19 protein-coding genes are annotated in these 14,993 nt (G+C 41.1%); all 19 read left to right on the forward strand.

The features are described 5' to 3' along the window. Positions 1–23: 23 nt before the first annotated feature. The 19 genes from rsmG to FTV04_RS02980 all read left to right on the forward strand — a co-directional run bounded on the left by rsmG (position 24) and on the right by FTV04_RS02980 (position 14,988). The gene (gene rsmG / locus FTV04_RS02890) at positions 24–656 is read left to right on the forward strand and encodes a 16S rRNA (guanine(527)-N(7))-methyltransferase RsmG (RefSeq protein WP_180088548.1); all 633 of its coding nucleotides are present in this window, start codon (positions 24–26) and stop codon (positions 654–656) included. Between the two features lie 24 nt (positions 657–680). After that, positions 681–1,463 carry a ParA family protein gene (locus FTV04_RS02895; protein ID WP_078188958.1) on the forward strand — a complete coding sequence of 261 codons (783 nt, stop codon included), beginning with the start codon at positions 681–683 and terminating at the stop codon, positions 1,461–1,463. Then, positions 1,460–2,347: a ParB/RepB/Spo0J family partition protein gene (locus FTV04_RS02900; protein WP_168378888.1), complete on the forward strand. Its 888-nt coding sequence runs from the start codon at positions 1,460–1,462 to the stop codon at positions 2,345–2,347. The genes FTV04_RS02895 and FTV04_RS02900 overlap by 4 nt, the downstream gene beginning before the upstream one ends. 31 nt (positions 2,348–2,378) lie before the next feature. Beyond that, positions 2,379–3,020, forward strand: a complete 642-nt coding sequence (locus FTV04_RS02905) for a MotA/TolQ/ExbB proton channel family protein (protein ID WP_168378889.1) — start codon at positions 2,379–2,381, stop codon at positions 3,018–3,020. Between the two features lie 13 nt (positions 3,021–3,033). Further along, positions 3,034–3,456, forward strand: a complete 423-nt coding sequence (locus FTV04_RS02910; RefSeq protein WP_180010301.1) for a biopolymer transporter ExbD — start codon at positions 3,034–3,036, stop codon at positions 3,454–3,456. After that, a complete protein-coding gene (gene msbA, locus FTV04_RS02915) occupies positions 3,456–5,183 on the forward strand; it encodes a lipid A export permease/ATP-binding protein MsbA (RefSeq protein ID WP_180088550.1) in 1,728 nt (575 codons plus the stop codon). The genes FTV04_RS02910 and msbA overlap by 1 nt, the downstream gene beginning before the upstream one ends. A gap of 3 nt (positions 5,184–5,186) precedes the next feature. Next, positions 5,187–6,200, forward strand: a complete 1,014-nt coding sequence (lpxK, locus tag FTV04_RS02920) for a tetraacyldisaccharide 4'-kinase (RefSeq protein WP_180088553.1) — start codon at positions 5,187–5,189, stop codon at positions 6,198–6,200. Positions 6,201–6,203: 3 nt separating this feature from the next. Further along, on the forward strand, positions 6,204–6,965 hold the full coding sequence (kdsB, locus tag FTV04_RS02925) for a 3-deoxy-manno-octulosonate cytidylyltransferase (protein WP_180088555.1): 762 nt from the start codon (positions 6,204–6,206) through the stop codon (positions 6,963–6,965). 13 nt (positions 6,966–6,978) lie between these two features. Beyond that, complete coding sequence (locus FTV04_RS02930; RefSeq protein WP_180088557.1) at positions 6,979–7,962, forward strand: DNA polymerase III subunit delta'; 984 nt, start codon at positions 6,979–6,981, stop codon at positions 7,960–7,962. A 15-nt stretch (positions 7,963–7,977) separates the two neighbouring features. Continuing rightward, positions 7,978–8,319: a PilZ domain-containing protein gene (locus tag FTV04_RS02935; protein WP_111885061.1), complete on the forward strand. Its 342-nt coding sequence runs from the start codon at positions 7,978–7,980 to the stop codon at positions 8,317–8,319. Between the two features lie 31 nt (positions 8,320–8,350). Further along, positions 8,351–9,124, forward strand: coding sequence for a TatD family hydrolase (locus FTV04_RS02940; RefSeq protein ID WP_168378895.1), 774 nt, complete (start codon positions 8,351–8,353; stop codon positions 9,122–9,124). Between the two features lie 42 nt (positions 9,125–9,166). Next, positions 9,167–9,781 carry a TetR/AcrR family transcriptional regulator gene (locus FTV04_RS02945; protein ID WP_168378896.1) on the forward strand — a complete coding sequence of 205 codons (615 nt, stop codon included), beginning with the start codon at positions 9,167–9,169 and terminating at the stop codon, positions 9,779–9,781. 9 nt (positions 9,782–9,790) lie between these two features. Then, positions 9,791–10,348 carry a type II secretion system protein gene (locus FTV04_RS02950; RefSeq protein WP_180088559.1) on the forward strand — a complete coding sequence of 186 codons (558 nt, stop codon included), beginning with the start codon at positions 9,791–9,793 and terminating at the stop codon, positions 10,346–10,348. Then, entirely contained in the window at positions 10,338–10,730 is a 393-nt protein-coding gene (gene gspI / locus FTV04_RS02955) for a type II secretion system minor pseudopilin GspI (RefSeq protein WP_180088561.1), read from the forward strand. Before FTV04_RS02950 ends, gspI begins: the two co-directional genes overlap by 11 nt. Positions 10,731–10,776: 46 nt before the next feature. Further along, the gene (gene gspJ / locus FTV04_RS02960) at positions 10,777–11,406 is read left to right on the forward strand and encodes a type II secretion system minor pseudopilin GspJ (RefSeq protein ID WP_180088631.1); all 630 of its coding nucleotides are present in this window, start codon (positions 10,777–10,779) and stop codon (positions 11,404–11,406) included. 39 nt (positions 11,407–11,445) lie between these two features. Further along, the gene (gene gspK, locus FTV04_RS02965; protein ID WP_180088563.1) at positions 11,446–12,393 is read left to right on the forward strand and encodes a type II secretion system minor pseudopilin GspK; all 948 of its coding nucleotides are present in this window, start codon (positions 11,446–11,448) and stop codon (positions 12,391–12,393) included. Positions 12,394–12,523: 130 nt separating this feature from the next. Further along, positions 12,524–13,120 (forward strand): 6-carboxytetrahydropterin synthase, encoded by a 597-nt coding sequence (locus tag FTV04_RS02970; protein WP_180088565.1) that lies wholly within the window; start codon positions 12,524–12,526, stop codon positions 13,118–13,120. 36 nt (positions 13,121–13,156) lie between these two features. Then, positions 13,157–13,870, forward strand: coding sequence for a uracil-DNA glycosylase (gene ung / locus FTV04_RS02975; protein ID WP_180088633.1), 714 nt, complete (start codon positions 13,157–13,159; stop codon positions 13,868–13,870). Next, the gene (locus FTV04_RS02980) at positions 13,867–14,988 is read left to right on the forward strand and encodes an enoyl-CoA hydratase/isomerase family protein (protein WP_180026944.1); all 1,122 of its coding nucleotides are present in this window, start codon (positions 13,867–13,869) and stop codon (positions 14,986–14,988) included. The genes ung and FTV04_RS02980 overlap by 4 nt, the downstream gene beginning before the upstream one ends. The last annotated feature ends 5 nt before the right edge of the window (positions 14,989–14,993 follow it).

A 14,993-nucleotide genomic window follows, 5' to 3' on the forward strand; every position in this document is an offset into this window, starting at 1 on the left:
ATTTTTATTGAGATGTCTTCTTTATGCATCCTTTTTTTCAAGACTTAAAGCAAGGTAGTCAAAAGCTTGGCTTAGATTTGAGTGAAGAAGCATTAAATCTATTGCTGAAATACCAAGATGCCCTAGTGCTGTGGAACAAAGCGTATAACTTGACTGCTATTCGTGATCCTAAAGAAATGTTGGTTAAGCATTTATTGGATAGCTTAAGTATCCTAAATGATTTGCCTGCAGGTCGTTTATTGGATATCGGTACGGGTGGTGGCATGCCGGGCATGATCATTGCACTGTGTCAGCCTGAACGTGAATGTGTGCTTTTAGATGCCAACGGTAAAAAAATTCGATTCTTAAAACAATTTATTGCTGACTTAAAACTAAAAAATGTCATTGCGGTACAAACACGTGTCGAAAATGAAGACAGCATTCATGAACTGGGGCAGTTTGATGTGATCACCAGTCGTGCTTTTGCATCGTTAACGGATTTTGTGGATGCGTCTAAACCGTATATGCATGCGCAAAGTATTATCGCGTCGATGAAAGGCTTAATTCCTGAAGAAGAAGTTGAAACACTAAAAAGTGATTTCAAGATTGATATCGTTGCATTAAAAGTTCCACGACTTGATGAGCAGCGTCATTTAATTTTTCTTAAACGTATTTAAAATTTTCAAAGGACTGGGGTTACCATGGCTCAAATTATTGCGATTGCAAACCAAAAGGGTGGCGTAGGTAAAACCACAACGGCTGTGAACTTGGCTGCATCTTTAGCCATATTAAAAAAACGAGTTTTACTTGTGGACATGGATTCACAAGGCAATGCCACGATGGGTTCGGGCATTCAAAAAAATGATTTGTTGTATTCAGTCACGGATGTCTTACTTGGTGAAGTGCCGATTGAAACCGCTATTTATAAAGCGGAAGTGGGCTATAAGGTTTTAGGTGCAAACCGTGACTTAGCTGGCGTTGAGCTTGCAATTGCAGATCAAGACGGTCGTGAGTTTATTTTACGTGAAGCATTGGCAAGCGTCGAAAAAGACTTCGACTATATTATTGTCGATTGTGCACCAAGTTTAAGTTTGATCACTGTCAATGCACTTGCAGCGGTACGTGCTGTGCTGATTCCAATGCAGTGTGAATATTATGCCCTAGAAGGTTTGGCTGACCTAACCCAAACCATTGACCGTATTCAGCAAGCTTTAAACCCAGATCTAGAGATCGTGGGTGTGCTTCGTACCATGTACGATGCGCGTAATGCCTTAACACGTGATGTGTCTGCTGAGCTTGAACAATACTTCGGTCAGAAACTTTATGACACGGTCATTCCGCGTAATATTCGTTTGGCTGAAGCGCCTGCGCACGGTTTACCAGTGATTTATTTTGAAAAAAGCTCGAAGGGTGCAGTTGCTTATTTGAACTTGGCAGCTGAGATGTTAAAAAAAACCAAAGTAAAAAAAGGAACTAAAGCATGACCGTAAAAAAACGCGGACTGGCTAAAGGTCGTGGTCTGGATGCCTTACTCGGCTCAATCCAAAAAGAAAAACTACAGCTCGAAGCAAAAGCTTTAGATCATGGACAGTTAAAACAAATTGATGTGCATTTATTGAAACGTGGTGAGTATCAACCGCGTCGTTTCATTAAAGAACAAGATTTACAAGAACTTGCTGCATCGATTGAAAAGCATGGTGTCATGCAACCAATCGTCATTCGTCCTGTCGAAGATGAAAAGCATCCCTACGAAATTATTGCTGGTGAGCGTCGTTGGCGTGCAGCTCAGCTTGCAGGTTTAACTGAAGTACCTGCCATAGTTCGTGACTTGAGTGACCAAGTTGCCATTGCTTTGGCATTGATTGAAAACATTCAACGTCAAGATTTGAACCCAATCGATCAAGCCATGGCTTTGCAACGTTTCCATGATGAGTTTGGTTTAAGTCATCAAGAGATTGCCGATACGGTTGGTAAAGCACGTACCACAATTAGTAACTTACTACGCCTGTTGTCTTTAGCAGATCAAGTCAAAGACTTTATGCAGCAAGGTTTGCTCGATATGGGGCATGCACGTGCGATCTTGACGTTAAAAGCCAAAGATCAGCTTAAAGTTGCTGAAATGGTGATTGAAAAAAGTATGTCTGTACGTCAAACCGAACAATTTGTTCGTGATTTGAATGCACCAAAACAACAAAAAGCGAAACCAAGTGTTTCATCAGACATTCAGCAACTGACACAACGTCTCTCTGATCGTTTCAGTGCAGATGTGAAAATTGATCATAATAAACAAGGGAAAGGCAAGCTGGTGATTAGCTACCATACTCTTGAAGAGCTAGATGGCATTTTAAATATTTGTCTAGCTGAATAATTTTTAAATTCGATTTATTGGGGAAAATCAAATGTGGGAATTAGTCAAAGCGGGCGGGTGGTTAATGATCCCGCTCGTCATTTGTTCGATCTTTACGGTAGCCATTACCATTGAGCGCTTTATTCGTTTAAAGAAATCAATGGTGTTGCCAAAAGACTTGATGATGAATGTGAACACATCAGTGAAAGATGTGGTGCAGCAGCTAAAGCAAAGTCCAACTTTACAGCAAAGTACATTGGGTCGTGTCTTGGATGCAGGTTTTGCCAGTAAAGATCAAAACGAGCAATATGCACGTGCGCAAATGGAAGTCACAGCGTCACAAGAAATTGGTTATTTAGAAAAAAATATCAACTTTTTGGGAACGTTAAGTGCTGTTGCACCGTTACTGGGTTTATTGGGTACGGTGATCGGTATCATTGAAGCATTCTTAATGATTGATATTGGTACTAATAGTGATCCAGTGTTAATGATGCCGGGTATTTCAAAAGCCTTGATTACCACTGCTGCAGGTATGTTAATTGCTGTGCCTGCATTATTTGCGCATCGTTATTTCCAACGTTTGGTTCAGGAATATGTGGCTGAGTTAGAACAGCAGTCGACATTATTTCATGCCGCTTTGTTTTATAAAAAAACACCTGAAGTAGAAAGTCAGGACATTCAGAAAGCCAGCTGAGTGGAGACTGCGCATGAAATTTAAACGTCGTCAGGTTGAAGATATTCATATCAACCTCACACCGATGATTGACTGTTTGATGTTTATTTTGGTGTTCTTGTTGCTCTCGACTACCTTTAATCAGATGAGTCGAATGAACCTCACTTTGCCAGATGCACAAGGTGTTCCACCTAAAAACTATGATCAAAAAATTGAAGTTGTGGTGGATTCATCAGGCCATTATTCTGTCAATGGTCAGTCATTGGCCAGTAAAGAAGTTTCTGATTTGAATACTGCAATTAAACAGACAGCCAATGATCGTCGTGATTTAATGTTTGTGATTGCCGCAGATGCAAAAGCAACACATCAAGATGTGATTCGGGTGATGGATGTTGCAGGTCAACTTGGATTTGTGAATGTCAACATCAGTACTAAAGTTCCAACTCGAGGTTATTAGTGAAGCACGATTTTAAGGTCTATTTACGCCTATTAAGTTATTTAAAACCTTTTTGGGGAATCGGCCTGCTGGTTTTGCTTGGTTTCGGTATTAATGCTGCGACAGAAGTTTCTGTCGCAAAATTATTGGAACGCATTATTGAAGCCATTCAAAACAAAGATCAAAGCTTTACAACCTTATTTCCACTCTTGGTGGTTTTATTGATGTTCTTCCGTGGACTCGGTTTGTTCATGGGGGGATACTTTACCGCAGTGATTTCTCGAAACTTAATCTTTAATATTCGTCAGCAAGTGTTCGCAAAACTCATGCGTTTGCCTTCGCAATATTATTTAGATAATTCGAGCGGTCATATCACTGCAAAAATTATGTATAACGTTGAACAGTTGACGGCAGCATCATCTGAGTCACTGAAAACGATTGTACAACAGGGTCTGATTACCATCGCATTATTGGGTTATTTGCTGTATACCAACTGGCGTTTAACTCTATGTATTTTAATTTTTGGCCCAATTATTGGGCTGATCATTCGTAAAGCGTCGAAACGCATGCGTAAATTATCCATGCAAGTACAAAGTACCATGGGTGACGTTAACCATGTGGTGCAAGAGACAGTACAAGGCAACTTGGTAGTGAAGGGCTTTGCAGGGCAAGATTATGAACAAAAACGTTTTTATGAAAGCTCAATGGAGAACTTACGCCGCGGCTTAAAAATGGTTGTGGTGCAGCAACTCAATAGCCCAATTGTTCAGCTGATTATGTCGATCGCGCTCAGTATCGTGATGTATATCGCGCTACGCCCTGAGATTTTACAAGATACAACAGCGGGTGAGTTTGTAGCGTATATCACTGCCGCAGGTATGCTGAGTAAGCCAATTAAAACCTTGACGGATGTCAACGAAAAACTACAACGAGGCATGGCAGCAGCTTATTCAGTTTTTGAATTGCTTGATATGCCTGAAGAAGTAAATAACGGCACGCTGAAGCCTGCTTTAAAAGGTGATGTCGAATTTAAAAATGTCAATTTGATCTATGCCGATGGTCACCATGCGATTCATGACTTCAATTTAAAAGTTAATGCAGGGCAAACCATTGCATTAGTTGGGCGTTCAGGTGCAGGTAAAACCTCACTGGTCAATCTGTTGGTGCGTTATCAAGAGGTATCATCAGGACAATTGTTGCTTGATCAGCATGATATTCACGACATAGAACTCAATAGCTTGCGTACTCAGATTTCAATGGTCAATCAGCAAGTGGTTTTGTTTAACCGTACTGTGCGTGAAAATATCGCTTATGGTCAGCTCGAGCATGCAACTGATGAGCAAGTCATTGCTGCTGCCAAAGCTGCATTTGCACATGATTTTATTATGGATTTACCGCAAGGTTATGACACCCCATTGGGTGCCCAAGGTTTAAATCTATCAGGTGGTCAACGTCAACGGATTGCGATTGCACGTGCCATTTTGAAAAATGCACCGATCTTAATTTTAGATGAAGCGACCAGTGCGCTAGATAACGAATCTGAATTTTTTATTCAGCAAGCATTTGACGCTGCGATGCAAGATCGTACCACGATCGTGATTGCGCATCGTTTATCGACCATTGAAAATGCAGACTGTATTGTAGTGATGGATAAAGGGCGTATTATTGAACAAGGTTCTCATACGGAATTGATGGCACAACGTGGTGCATATTACCAACTTCATCAGCGTAATTTTGAGGAAAATTAAGACATGTCTTTTGCACAATTGATTCAGGATGCTTGGAATGAACAGGCAAAGTGGCTCGTTGTGTTTAGACCTTTGTCATGGCTTTATCGTGGCGGCTTTTTACTCAATAAAAAACTCTATCAATCAGGTATTAAGCAAAGTTATAAAGCGCCTATTCCAGTCATGGTCATTGGAAACATCACAGTGGGTGGAAGTGGTAAAACCCCATTGCTCATTCACTTGGTTAGTTATTTAAATAGCTTAAAGCTGCGTGTTGGTGTGATCAGTCGTGGCTATGGTGGTCAAGGACCATTTCCGGCTTATGTGGATTTAGACTCGACGGCTGAAATCGTGGGTGATGAACCGAGCTTAATTGTTCAGTCTACAGGTGTACCGATGGCAGTCGGTCCAAACCGCCAGCAAAGTATTGAGTTGCTACTATCCAAGCATGAATTGGATTTGATTATCTGCGATGATGGTTTGCAGCATTGGGCGCTTCAACGTCAGTTGGAGTGGATCGTGCTGGATAATAACCGTGGTTTAGGCAATGAAAAATTATTACCCGAAGGTTATTTGCGTGAACCGAAAAAGCGTCTTGCCAGTGGAACGGTCATTGAGCATTCAGCAGATCCAAGTTCTCCACTGAATATGCACCTAGAAGCGGCGCAGCCTTATTTGCTCAATAAAGATCTTGTGACGACATTTGATGCAAACAAAAATTTCTATGCTGTGGTGGGTATCGGATTTCCGCAACGCTTTTATAAAACCTTAGAAAATATGGGGATTCATCAATTTCAATGTCATGAATTTCCAGATCATTATGAATATGAACTGAGTGATTTGCAGTTTGAAGATGCCAATCCCATCATTACCACTGAAAAAGATGCAGTTAAAATTTTAGCGATCCTCAAAAATAATCCAGATTTTAAAAGAGAAATATGGGTTGTTCCTGTAGATGCAGTGTTATCACCTGCGTGTTATGAAACTTTGCATGCGCAGTTGAAACAACTGGGTCTGAAACTTCCCGAAGGCATTTAATTTATGAAACATATTGTTATTCCTGCACGTTTTTCAAGTTCACGTTTACCAGGTAAGCCATTGCTTGAAATTCACGGCCGTCCGATGATTTTACGTGTGGTCGATCAAGCCAAAAAAGTTGCAGGATTTGATGATCTTTGTGTCGCTACAGATGATGAGCGTATTGCAGCAGTGTGTCGTGCAGAAGGGGTTGATGTGGTACTGACCTCTGCAGAGCATCCATCAGGGACAGATCGTTTAAGTGAAGTTGCATGCATCAAAGGTTGGGCGAGTGATGACATTATTGTCAATGTGCAAGGTGATGAACCTTTGCTTCCCGCTCAATTGGTAAAACAAGTTGCACAATTACTTGTTGATCAACCGACATGTTCGATGTCGACGCTCTGTGAGCCGATTCATAGTCTAGATGAGTTTCAACGTGACAGTATCGTCAAAGTGGTAATGTCAAAGCACAATCAAGCGCTGTATTTCAGCCGTGCGACTATTCCTTATGACCGTGATGGTGCAAAGCAAGCTGAACAAACCTTGCATGATCAGGCTTTTCGTCATTTAGGTCTTTATGCATACCGCGTAAAACTGCTACAAGAATATGTGACTTGGGATATGGGTGTACTAGAAAAATTAGAAAGCCTTGAACAATTACGCGTTTTGGAAAATGGTCACCGTATTGCCATTGCTGTGGCAGAAGCGAACCTACCACCGGGCGTAGATACTCAAGCTGACCTTGATCGTTTGAACCAAATGGATGTTTCAAACTTCGAATAAGGTTTAACGATTTATGCGAAATGAAATTGTGGCGCAAGTGTACCCTTGGCAGCAAAATACATGGAATACATTAACCAGCCGTTTTCCACAACTGGGACATGGCGTGCTTTTGTATGGCAAAAAAGGCTGTGGTAAAGAGGCATTTGCAAAACAATTTCTTGCATGGGTGCTGTGTCAAAAACGTGATGAGCGGACTGAGCCATGTGGTGAGTGTGGGAGTTGCCAGTGGTTAAAGTCAGATACACATCCAAATTTTGTCCACATCAGCACAGATGAAGACAATAAAAAGCAAAACGCCAAAATTAAAATCGAAAAAATTCGTGATTTATTGCCCTTTGTGCAGCAAACCGTAGACGGTTGGCGAGTTGTGTTGATTGAGCCCGCTGAAGCATTAAACATTGCATCATCAAATGCATTGCTGAAAACATTGGAAGAGCCGGGCGAGCGGATTGTGATTATGTTATTGGCAGAGCATTATTTGAAATTGCCGGCAACCATTCGCAGTCGAATGCAGCACTATGCATTGGATCGTATTGAACCGGAACAATCACAGCAATATTTACAGCAGCATTTGCCCGATAGTGGTGAAACCCAGCGCAAAGTTCTCATGAACTTAGCCAGTCAAATGCCATTACAAGCGATTTCATTGGCAAGTAGTGAATGGCTAAATATGCGCCAAGAGTTTCTACAAGATTGGCAAAAACTTGTGACACAAAAAAATATGCCGATGGCAATTGCGACCAAGTGGAATAAAGCTCTGAGTTTTAGTGATTTTAGTCAAATGTTTGAATACTTGTTGTCCGATATAATTTGTGTCAAGCTAAATCAATCCATAAAAAATATAGATTTGGATTTTGGGGTGTTGGCAGAGCAATATTCGCTCGAAACACTCTTTGGGATTTATACAGAATTACAGCAGTCTAAGCGGTTCATCGAGCAGAACGTACAGGGGAATCTGGTCGTAGATGAGCTTTGCATCAAACTGATGAATGTTTAATTAAGGGGAAACATCATGCAACCACGTATGGGCGGGATCGTTCACGCTAATATTCCAGATGTGGAAACACTTTTTGCGAGCTACATGCCTTATGTCGTTGGTGGCGGTTTATTTGTACCATCAAAGCAAGCTGTGAAAATGGGTGATGAGGTTTTCTTATTGGCGACTTTGCCTGAACAAAGTATAAAAATTCCTTTGACAGGAAAAGTCATTTGGATTTCGCAAAAGCAAAATGGCATTAAACCACAAGGCTTTGGAATTCAATTAAGCGGCGAAAAAGGCGTTTATTTCAAAACAGAAGCAGAACGTTTACTTGCAGGGCTTAAATCTGAGGGGCGTAGAAGTTACACTATGTAGTTACAACAGTGAAGACTTGTAGGTACATATTGTGTTTGTAGATACCCATTGCCATTTAACCATGCTTGACTTAAGCCCTTATGAGGGTAATTTAGATCTTGCATTGGATCAGGCTCGTCAAGCCGGGGTCTCAAAATTTATGAGTATCTCGGTTGATCTAGATGACCATATCGAACTTTCAAAAATTGCATCACGTCATGCTGATGTGGGTTATTCCGTTGGGGTTCACCCATGTGAAGATCCTGCAACGATGGCTCGGGCAACAGAAGAATATCTCATTGAATTAGCACAACCTGAAAAGGTTTGGGCGATTGGTGAAACAGGGCTGGACTATTTTCATAGTACAGACTTTATTGCAGAGCAAAAAGAATGCTTTGCCCGCCATATTCACGCATCACAAGCTGTAAAAAAACCAGTGGTTGTTCATACCCGTTCTGCAAAGCATGATACGGTGGATATTATCCGTGCAGAGAAATCCACTCACGGTATTTTGCATTGTTTTACTGAAGATTGGGAAACGGCAAAAGCTGTCTTAGATTGTGGTTATTACGTGTCATTTTCAGGCATTGTTTCTTTTAAAAATGCGCAAGATTTGCGTGATGTGGCCAAGCAAGTGCCATTGGATCGCGTGCTGATTGAAACAGATAGCCCATATCTTGCACCGATGCCTTATAGAGGAAAGTCTAATGAACCAAAATACGTTCCCTATGTAGCCAAAGCCTTAAGTGATGTATATGATAAGTCAATTGAAGAGATGGCTTTCATTACAATGCAAAACTTTGAAAATCTCCTCAATCTTAAGTAAATAATTTGAATTGATATAAGAGTAAGAGAGTATAGGGTGAAGATGGATCGTCAAGCTCAGTTTAGAGCAAGAGAAGCATTAATTTTTCAAGTGGCAGAGCAGCTGCTATTGGAAAATGGCGAAGCAGGGATGACACTAGATGCGCTAGCGGCAGAACTCGACTTGGCAAAAGGGACGTTATATAAACACTTCCAAAGTAAAGATGAACTATATATGTTACTCATTATTCGTAATGAACGCATGTTATTGGAAATGATTAAAGACACCGATAAAGCTTTTCCTGAACACCTTGCTTTCTTTATGTTGCATCATTTACATCACCCAGAACGTACAGTGTTGTTTCACCAAATTGAAGAGCGTTTATCGACAACGGGTGTGGGTATTCAGCACTTGTTTAGTGAACTATATCAAGTGCGCAAACAACGCCTACGATTGATCATTCGTATGACTGAGCGTTATTTGGAGTCGATTCAAAGTAGCATGCCAGTACGTGATTATCTTGCTTCGATTTGGTCACTTACACATGGTGCTGCAGCAATTTTGAACTCTAGTTTTTATCAGCGTTATTTGGGTTCAAGAGACACCTTGCGGGTTGCTTATATTGATCAAGCCTTGGCCTTACCAAAACAAGTGCATGCGGTTGCTCAATTCGCTTAAAGGCTGCTTATGAAAAGTGCATCACCATCATCGGTTCGTGGATTCACCCTCGTAGAATTGATGGTGGTGATTGTGATTATGGGCATTATGGCCTCATTGGTGCTTTTAAATATCGGTGGGACAGATCAACGCAAAGCCATGCAGGCACGTGAAGTGTTTGTAATGGATCTGAAACGAATTTTACGCGATGCAAATGATCAAGCATTGATATTGGCCCTACAGCAAAAAGCTGGAACGGATGTCAATACCCAAAGCTATGCGGTACAAGAATATTTACCAGAACAAAAACGTGTAGAAAATAGTATTTTAAATCAGAACAATAAATGGCAAAACTATAAAAACTTTGAAACCCGAGTATTACCTGAAAATGTCTCTTTTACGATTCAGCCTTTAGACCAGCAGTATGAAAATGCCAATAATGATGATTTGTTAAATACCAATGCACCCAAGTTGATTTGGTTAGGTAATGGTGAGGTAAAGCCTGTGCGTATACAGTTTTATTTTGAAGAACGTGCCATTGGTAATGAAATCGAAATCGATCATTTAGGGAAAGTCAATGCGGGCTAAAGGATTTACGCTACTTGAAGTCATGGTGGCATTGGCGATTTTTGCGACTGCGGCAATGGCTTTGTCTAATGTTGCGATGCAATATACACAGTCGACAGCACACGCAATTTTAAGAAATAAAGCACAATTCGTTGCGCTGAATGAAATCGCTAAGATGGAAATCAATCGTGAATGGATGACGGGTACTGCATCAAAACAAGTCACTGAACAAGGCGAACAATGGCAAATTGACAAAAAAGCCCAAGCCACCATTAGTCCAAATGTACAACGGATTGATATCCAAGTGAGTTTGATGAATGCTGAAACAGGCGATCTTGAAGCAGGGATTAGCAGTTTGGTGTTCTTTAACTATAAGGCTCCGTTGGATGAAAATAATAACTAGAAAAAATAGTACATCTCAAGATATGCCTGTGCTTGTGCAGCAAGGAATGAAGAATCAAGCAGGATTTACCTTAGTTGAGCTTTTGGTTGCGATTGCTATTTTCGCAGTGCTGTCTGCTTTGGGCTGGAAGGTTTTTGATTATGTCTCGAAAGTGAAGGAACGAAACGCAACCCATGAGGCAAGGCTGAGTCAGTTGCAAGATGCCCATCAGCAAATACTCAGAGACACGGTACAAGCTGTGCCTTTAACTGCCAATATTAATGGAGATATTCAACCAGCGTTGGTGTTGCAAAATGGCCGATTTAATTTCAGTAAGACTGGTGTCACTGATCCATTAAATCAGGGCATTGCATCTGATGAGCGAGTAGAATATCAATACAAAGCTGATGAAAAAAAATTGTATCGGCTAAAGTTTAAAAATCTAAACCAAACGGGGCATGATCAGCCAGATTCGAGTGTGTTACTAGATAATGTAGAGCAATTTAAAATCACGGTACTCAATCCAAATGAGTTAGAGAATTGGCCAGATGCTGCCGCTGATTTGAATAATGAAAAAACCATACAACTGTTACCGCGGGGTATCAGGATGCAGCTCACAGTTGATGGGACAAACTACGAATGGTTATTCAGTTTGTTAAATACTGATTTTTTATTGGATAAAAATAAGAATGGTTAACGGTCAGGTAGTAGAGGCATTTGAAGTTCGGAGTTGCTTATGAAACAGCAACGTGGCATCGCTTTGTTAACTATCCTGATGATGGTAGCTTTGGCAACCATAGTTGCAGCAGGCATCGCAAAACAACAAGCCAATACTTCTGAAAATACCGCTTATGTGATGCGCCAAAATCAATCGTTGTTATATGCGAAAAGTGCCGAAGCATTTTTTGCTGAGCTTTTGGTAAATGATGCCGAAAATGCAGGGCAGGTGGATCACCTCCAAGAAAATTGGGCTCAGCCTATGCCAGCCTTTCCAGTGGAAGGTGGAACTGTTGCAGGTGTGCTCCAAGACGAATCTGGAAAATTTAACCTTAATAGCTTGGTTTCAGAAGAGGGTGTGGTAAATGACAAAGCAAAGCTATGGTTTGAAAAAATATTGCAGCGTGTTGGTTTACCCGCAGAATTAAGTCAAGCCGTGATTGATTGGCAAGATGAAGATGATGAGACCTCTGGCCCGATGGGAGCAGAGCTGGCGTACTATCGTGGTTTAAATAATGCGGCACTACCGCCAAATGCAAAATTTCATAGTGTGGAAGAACTGAAATCAGTCCGTGGTTTTGAGGGTGCTCAATATAAATTGATTGCGCCCTATGTGAGTAGCTTGCCCTCGCATGAAACAACGGTCAACATTAATACCGCTTCTGCATTTTTGTTGGCGACCTTGGATAATCGTTTAGATGTCAATGCAGTTGAACAAGCTTTGCAACAAAAAGCAGCCAAATTTGAACATTTCGAAAATATCAATGACTTATGGGCAATGGAGCCATTTGCACAGGTGAGTACAGAAAATCGGGAAGTTTTAAATTCACAATTGGGTGTGCAGTCGAACTATTTTAAAGCGCAAATTGAAATTATTTTAAATGAAAGAAAGCGTCAATTTACCAGTGAGTTAGTGCGAAAAGATAAAGATGTATATGTAGCTTTTCGCAGTATGGCACCATTTTAGGTCTTAAATATCGCTAAATTTTCATGATGCCTTTTACCAATTGTGCTGAACAGCAAAATTAATGCCTCTTGTTAGACTTTTGCATTATAATCTCTGAGAACCCATAGATTATTTGATTGCATTACGACATATGTTAATTCGTAAGTTATTTAAGTTTGAAAACGCGCATATCGTGCGTAATTGCACGTCAGACCGTTGCAAACGTTCCATTCATGGACACAGTTATAAAGTCGAACTATTACTCAAAGCATCGAAACTTGACCATGGACAAATGGTTTACGATTTCGGTTTGCTCAAAGGGGTAATTAAAGACTTATTTGACAGTTTTGATCACGCGATTTGTTTTTGGCAACATGATGATGCCGAGTACATTCGTGCCTGCAAACAGTTTAGCGCACGTTGGGTTGAACTACCCGTATCGCCTTCAGCAGAACAGTTTTCACGAATTTTCTTTTACTTGGCACAACAAGTTCTAAAATCAACAGAAACTCAAAATGGTGAGGGTGATGTTGAAGTGTATTCTGTGATCGTACATGAGACAGACACTGGTTATGCGCAAAGCTTCTTAGAAGATATCGATAATGCACAAATGGGGCTGTTGCAGTTAGATCAAATCGTCTTCTCCGAACAGGTTCAGTCGGAATGGAACGATACCCAGATGTATGAAAAATTAAAACAGGGTCAAAAATTTTTAAACCCTGCAGTTGATTTACAAGTTAAAATTTAAGTAAATATTTGGTTTTATTAGGATTGGTTAACAGTGATGTCTTTAACAGAAGAGCAACAAGCAAAACTCGCTAAAGTGCAGCTTGATGCTAGCTGGAAATATGGCCTAAGTGAGTTTTTGCTTAGCCCCCGCATGGATGAGTTAAAAGACTTTCTGCTACAACAAATGAAACAGGATAAAGTGATTTATCCACCGAATCCGCTGATTTTTAATGCCCTAAACACGACGCCTATGGCAAATGTAAAGGTGGTGATTTTAGGTCAAGATCCGTATCATGGGCCAAATCAGGCACATGGCTTGAGTTTTTCGGTACAAAAGGGGGTTGCATTACCACCTTCTTTACGTAATATTTTCCATGAGTTAAATACCGACCTTGGGGTGCCTGTGTCAAAACATGGGGACTTAACACGCTGGGCAGAACAAGGTGTTTTGCTTTTAAATGCGGTACTGACTGTTGAGGCTGGGCAACCAACTTCACATCAAAAACGTGGCTGGGAGGATTTTACAGACCATGTGATTGATGTTTTAAATGAGCAACGTGAGCATATTGTCTTTATTTTATGGGGGGCATATGCACAGCGTAAGGGACAACGCATTGACCCAAATAAGCACTTGGTGCTAAAAGCCGCGCATCCATCTCCTTTGGCTGCAAACCGCGGTGGTTTTTTTGGTTGTAAGGTGTTCTCAAAAAGTAATAATTATCTTAAACAAAATGGCATTGAGCCAATAGACTGGCAGCTGGACGCATGACTTATTCTCCCGTTTCAAAAAATTATCACCCAGATCTGATTGTGGAAGAAGCGAAAAAGGGCTGGCGCATTGTTCGCCTGAATCGCCCAAAATCGCTTCATGCATTAGATGAATCTATCTGTACAGCATTGCTTGAAGTCTTTCAGGACTTTCAACATGATGATGCTGTTAAAGCGATTTGGTTGGATTCCACTACGCCGAAAGCATTTTGTGCAGGTGGCGATGTACGCAAATTGCGACAATTGGTGGTCAATGATGAAGTTGAAACGGCGAATAAATTCTTTGAACAAGAATATGCCCTAGATTTGCTGCTGCATAACTATGCAAAGCCGATTTTGGTTTGGGGCGAAGGTTATGTCATGGGTGGTGGTTTAGGTCTATTTATGGCCGCACCTTTCCGTTTGGTGACACCTTATTCGCGTTTAGCAATGCCTGAAATTAATATCGGTTTGTATCCAGATGTAGGTGCGACGCGTTTCCTAGCTGACCGTGGTGCTATTGGTTTGTTTACGGGATTAACAGGCTCGATTATGACCGCAGCAGGTGCTTATGGTATCGGCTGGGCAACCCACATTTGCGATGCACAGCGTGATAACGTACTTGAAACTGTCATCAATATTGATTGGGATCATTATCCAGCGGGCGATTTCCGTGCCATTGATGACACTTTAAATAGTATGCATCGTCCTGTGGGGCCGGGCCCATTACAAAATTCATTAGATGTGATTCAGAGTGTGTGCCGTGGGCACAATTTTGAACATGACTATGAATCAATTATTGGTTTAAGCGATGCACGCAGTGATTGGCTACGCCAAGCCAGTGAAAATCTGCAAAAAGGTTCACCTGCAACCGCAGCATTAACATGGTTATTGTGGCAGTGGGGGAAAAAAGTGCATTCTTGGAATGAAGTGTTTGAACTAGAAACTCAAATTTCAGAGTGGAAAATTCGTCATGCGGACTTTGTGGAAGGTGTGCGTGCACGTCTTGTTGATAAAGATCTCTCCCCAGAGTGGAAAAAAGGTACAGACCTTTCCCTTAAAGGGATTTTGGCTGACGATCCTCCTGTAACCAATATTGACAGTTGGAATGCACTGTTAAGACAGTATGGTGTAATTTAGTTAAT

Source organism: Acinetobacter sp. YH12219, from assembly GCF_013417875.1.
GTDB lineage: Bacteria > Pseudomonadota > Gammaproteobacteria > Pseudomonadales > Moraxellaceae > Acinetobacter > Acinetobacter amyesii.

Coding starts and splice junctions, on each gene's coding strand:
- rsmG (WP_180088548.1), top strand. CDS start 24: ATGCATCCTTTTTTTCAAGACTTAAAGCAAGGTAGTCAAAAGCTTGGC.
- FTV04_RS02895 (WP_078188958.1), top strand. CDS start 681: ATGGCTCAAATTATTGCGATTGCAAACCAAAAGGGTGGCGTAGGTAAA.
- FTV04_RS02900 (WP_168378888.1), top strand. CDS start 1,460: ATGACCGTAAAAAAACGCGGACTGGCTAAAGGTCGTGGTCTGGATGCC.
- FTV04_RS02905 (WP_168378889.1), top strand. CDS start 2,379: ATGTGGGAATTAGTCAAAGCGGGCGGGTGGTTAATGATCCCGCTCGTC.
- FTV04_RS02910 (WP_180010301.1), top strand. CDS start 3,034: ATGAAATTTAAACGTCGTCAGGTTGAAGATATTCATATCAACCTCACA.
- lpxK (WP_180088553.1), top strand. CDS start 5,187: ATGTCTTTTGCACAATTGATTCAGGATGCTTGGAATGAACAGGCAAAG.
- kdsB (WP_180088555.1), top strand. CDS start 6,204: ATGAAACATATTGTTATTCCTGCACGTTTTTCAAGTTCACGTTTACCA.
- FTV04_RS02930 (WP_180088557.1), top strand. CDS start 6,979: ATGCGAAATGAAATTGTGGCGCAAGTGTACCCTTGGCAGCAAAATACA.
- FTV04_RS02935 (WP_111885061.1), top strand. CDS start 7,978: ATGCAACCACGTATGGGCGGGATCGTTCACGCTAATATTCCAGATGTG.
- FTV04_RS02945 (WP_168378896.1), top strand. CDS start 9,167: ATGGATCGTCAAGCTCAGTTTAGAGCAAGAGAAGCATTAATTTTTCAA.
- FTV04_RS02950 (WP_180088559.1), top strand. CDS start 9,791: ATGAAAAGTGCATCACCATCATCGGTTCGTGGATTCACCCTCGTAGAA.
- gspI (WP_180088561.1), top strand. CDS start 10,338: ATGCGGGCTAAAGGATTTACGCTACTTGAAGTCATGGTGGCATTGGCG.
- gspJ (WP_180088631.1), top strand. CDS start 10,777: ATGAAGAATCAAGCAGGATTTACCTTAGTTGAGCTTTTGGTTGCGATT.
- gspK (WP_180088563.1), top strand. CDS start 11,446: ATGAAACAGCAACGTGGCATCGCTTTGTTAACTATCCTGATGATGGTA.
- FTV04_RS02970 (WP_180088565.1), top strand. CDS start 12,524: ATGTTAATTCGTAAGTTATTTAAGTTTGAAAACGCGCATATCGTGCGT.
- ung (WP_180088633.1), top strand. CDS start 13,157: ATGTCTTTAACAGAAGAGCAACAAGCAAAACTCGCTAAAGTGCAGCTT.
- FTV04_RS02980 (WP_180026944.1), top strand. CDS start 13,867: ATGACTTATTCTCCCGTTTCAAAAAATTATCACCCAGATCTGATTGTG.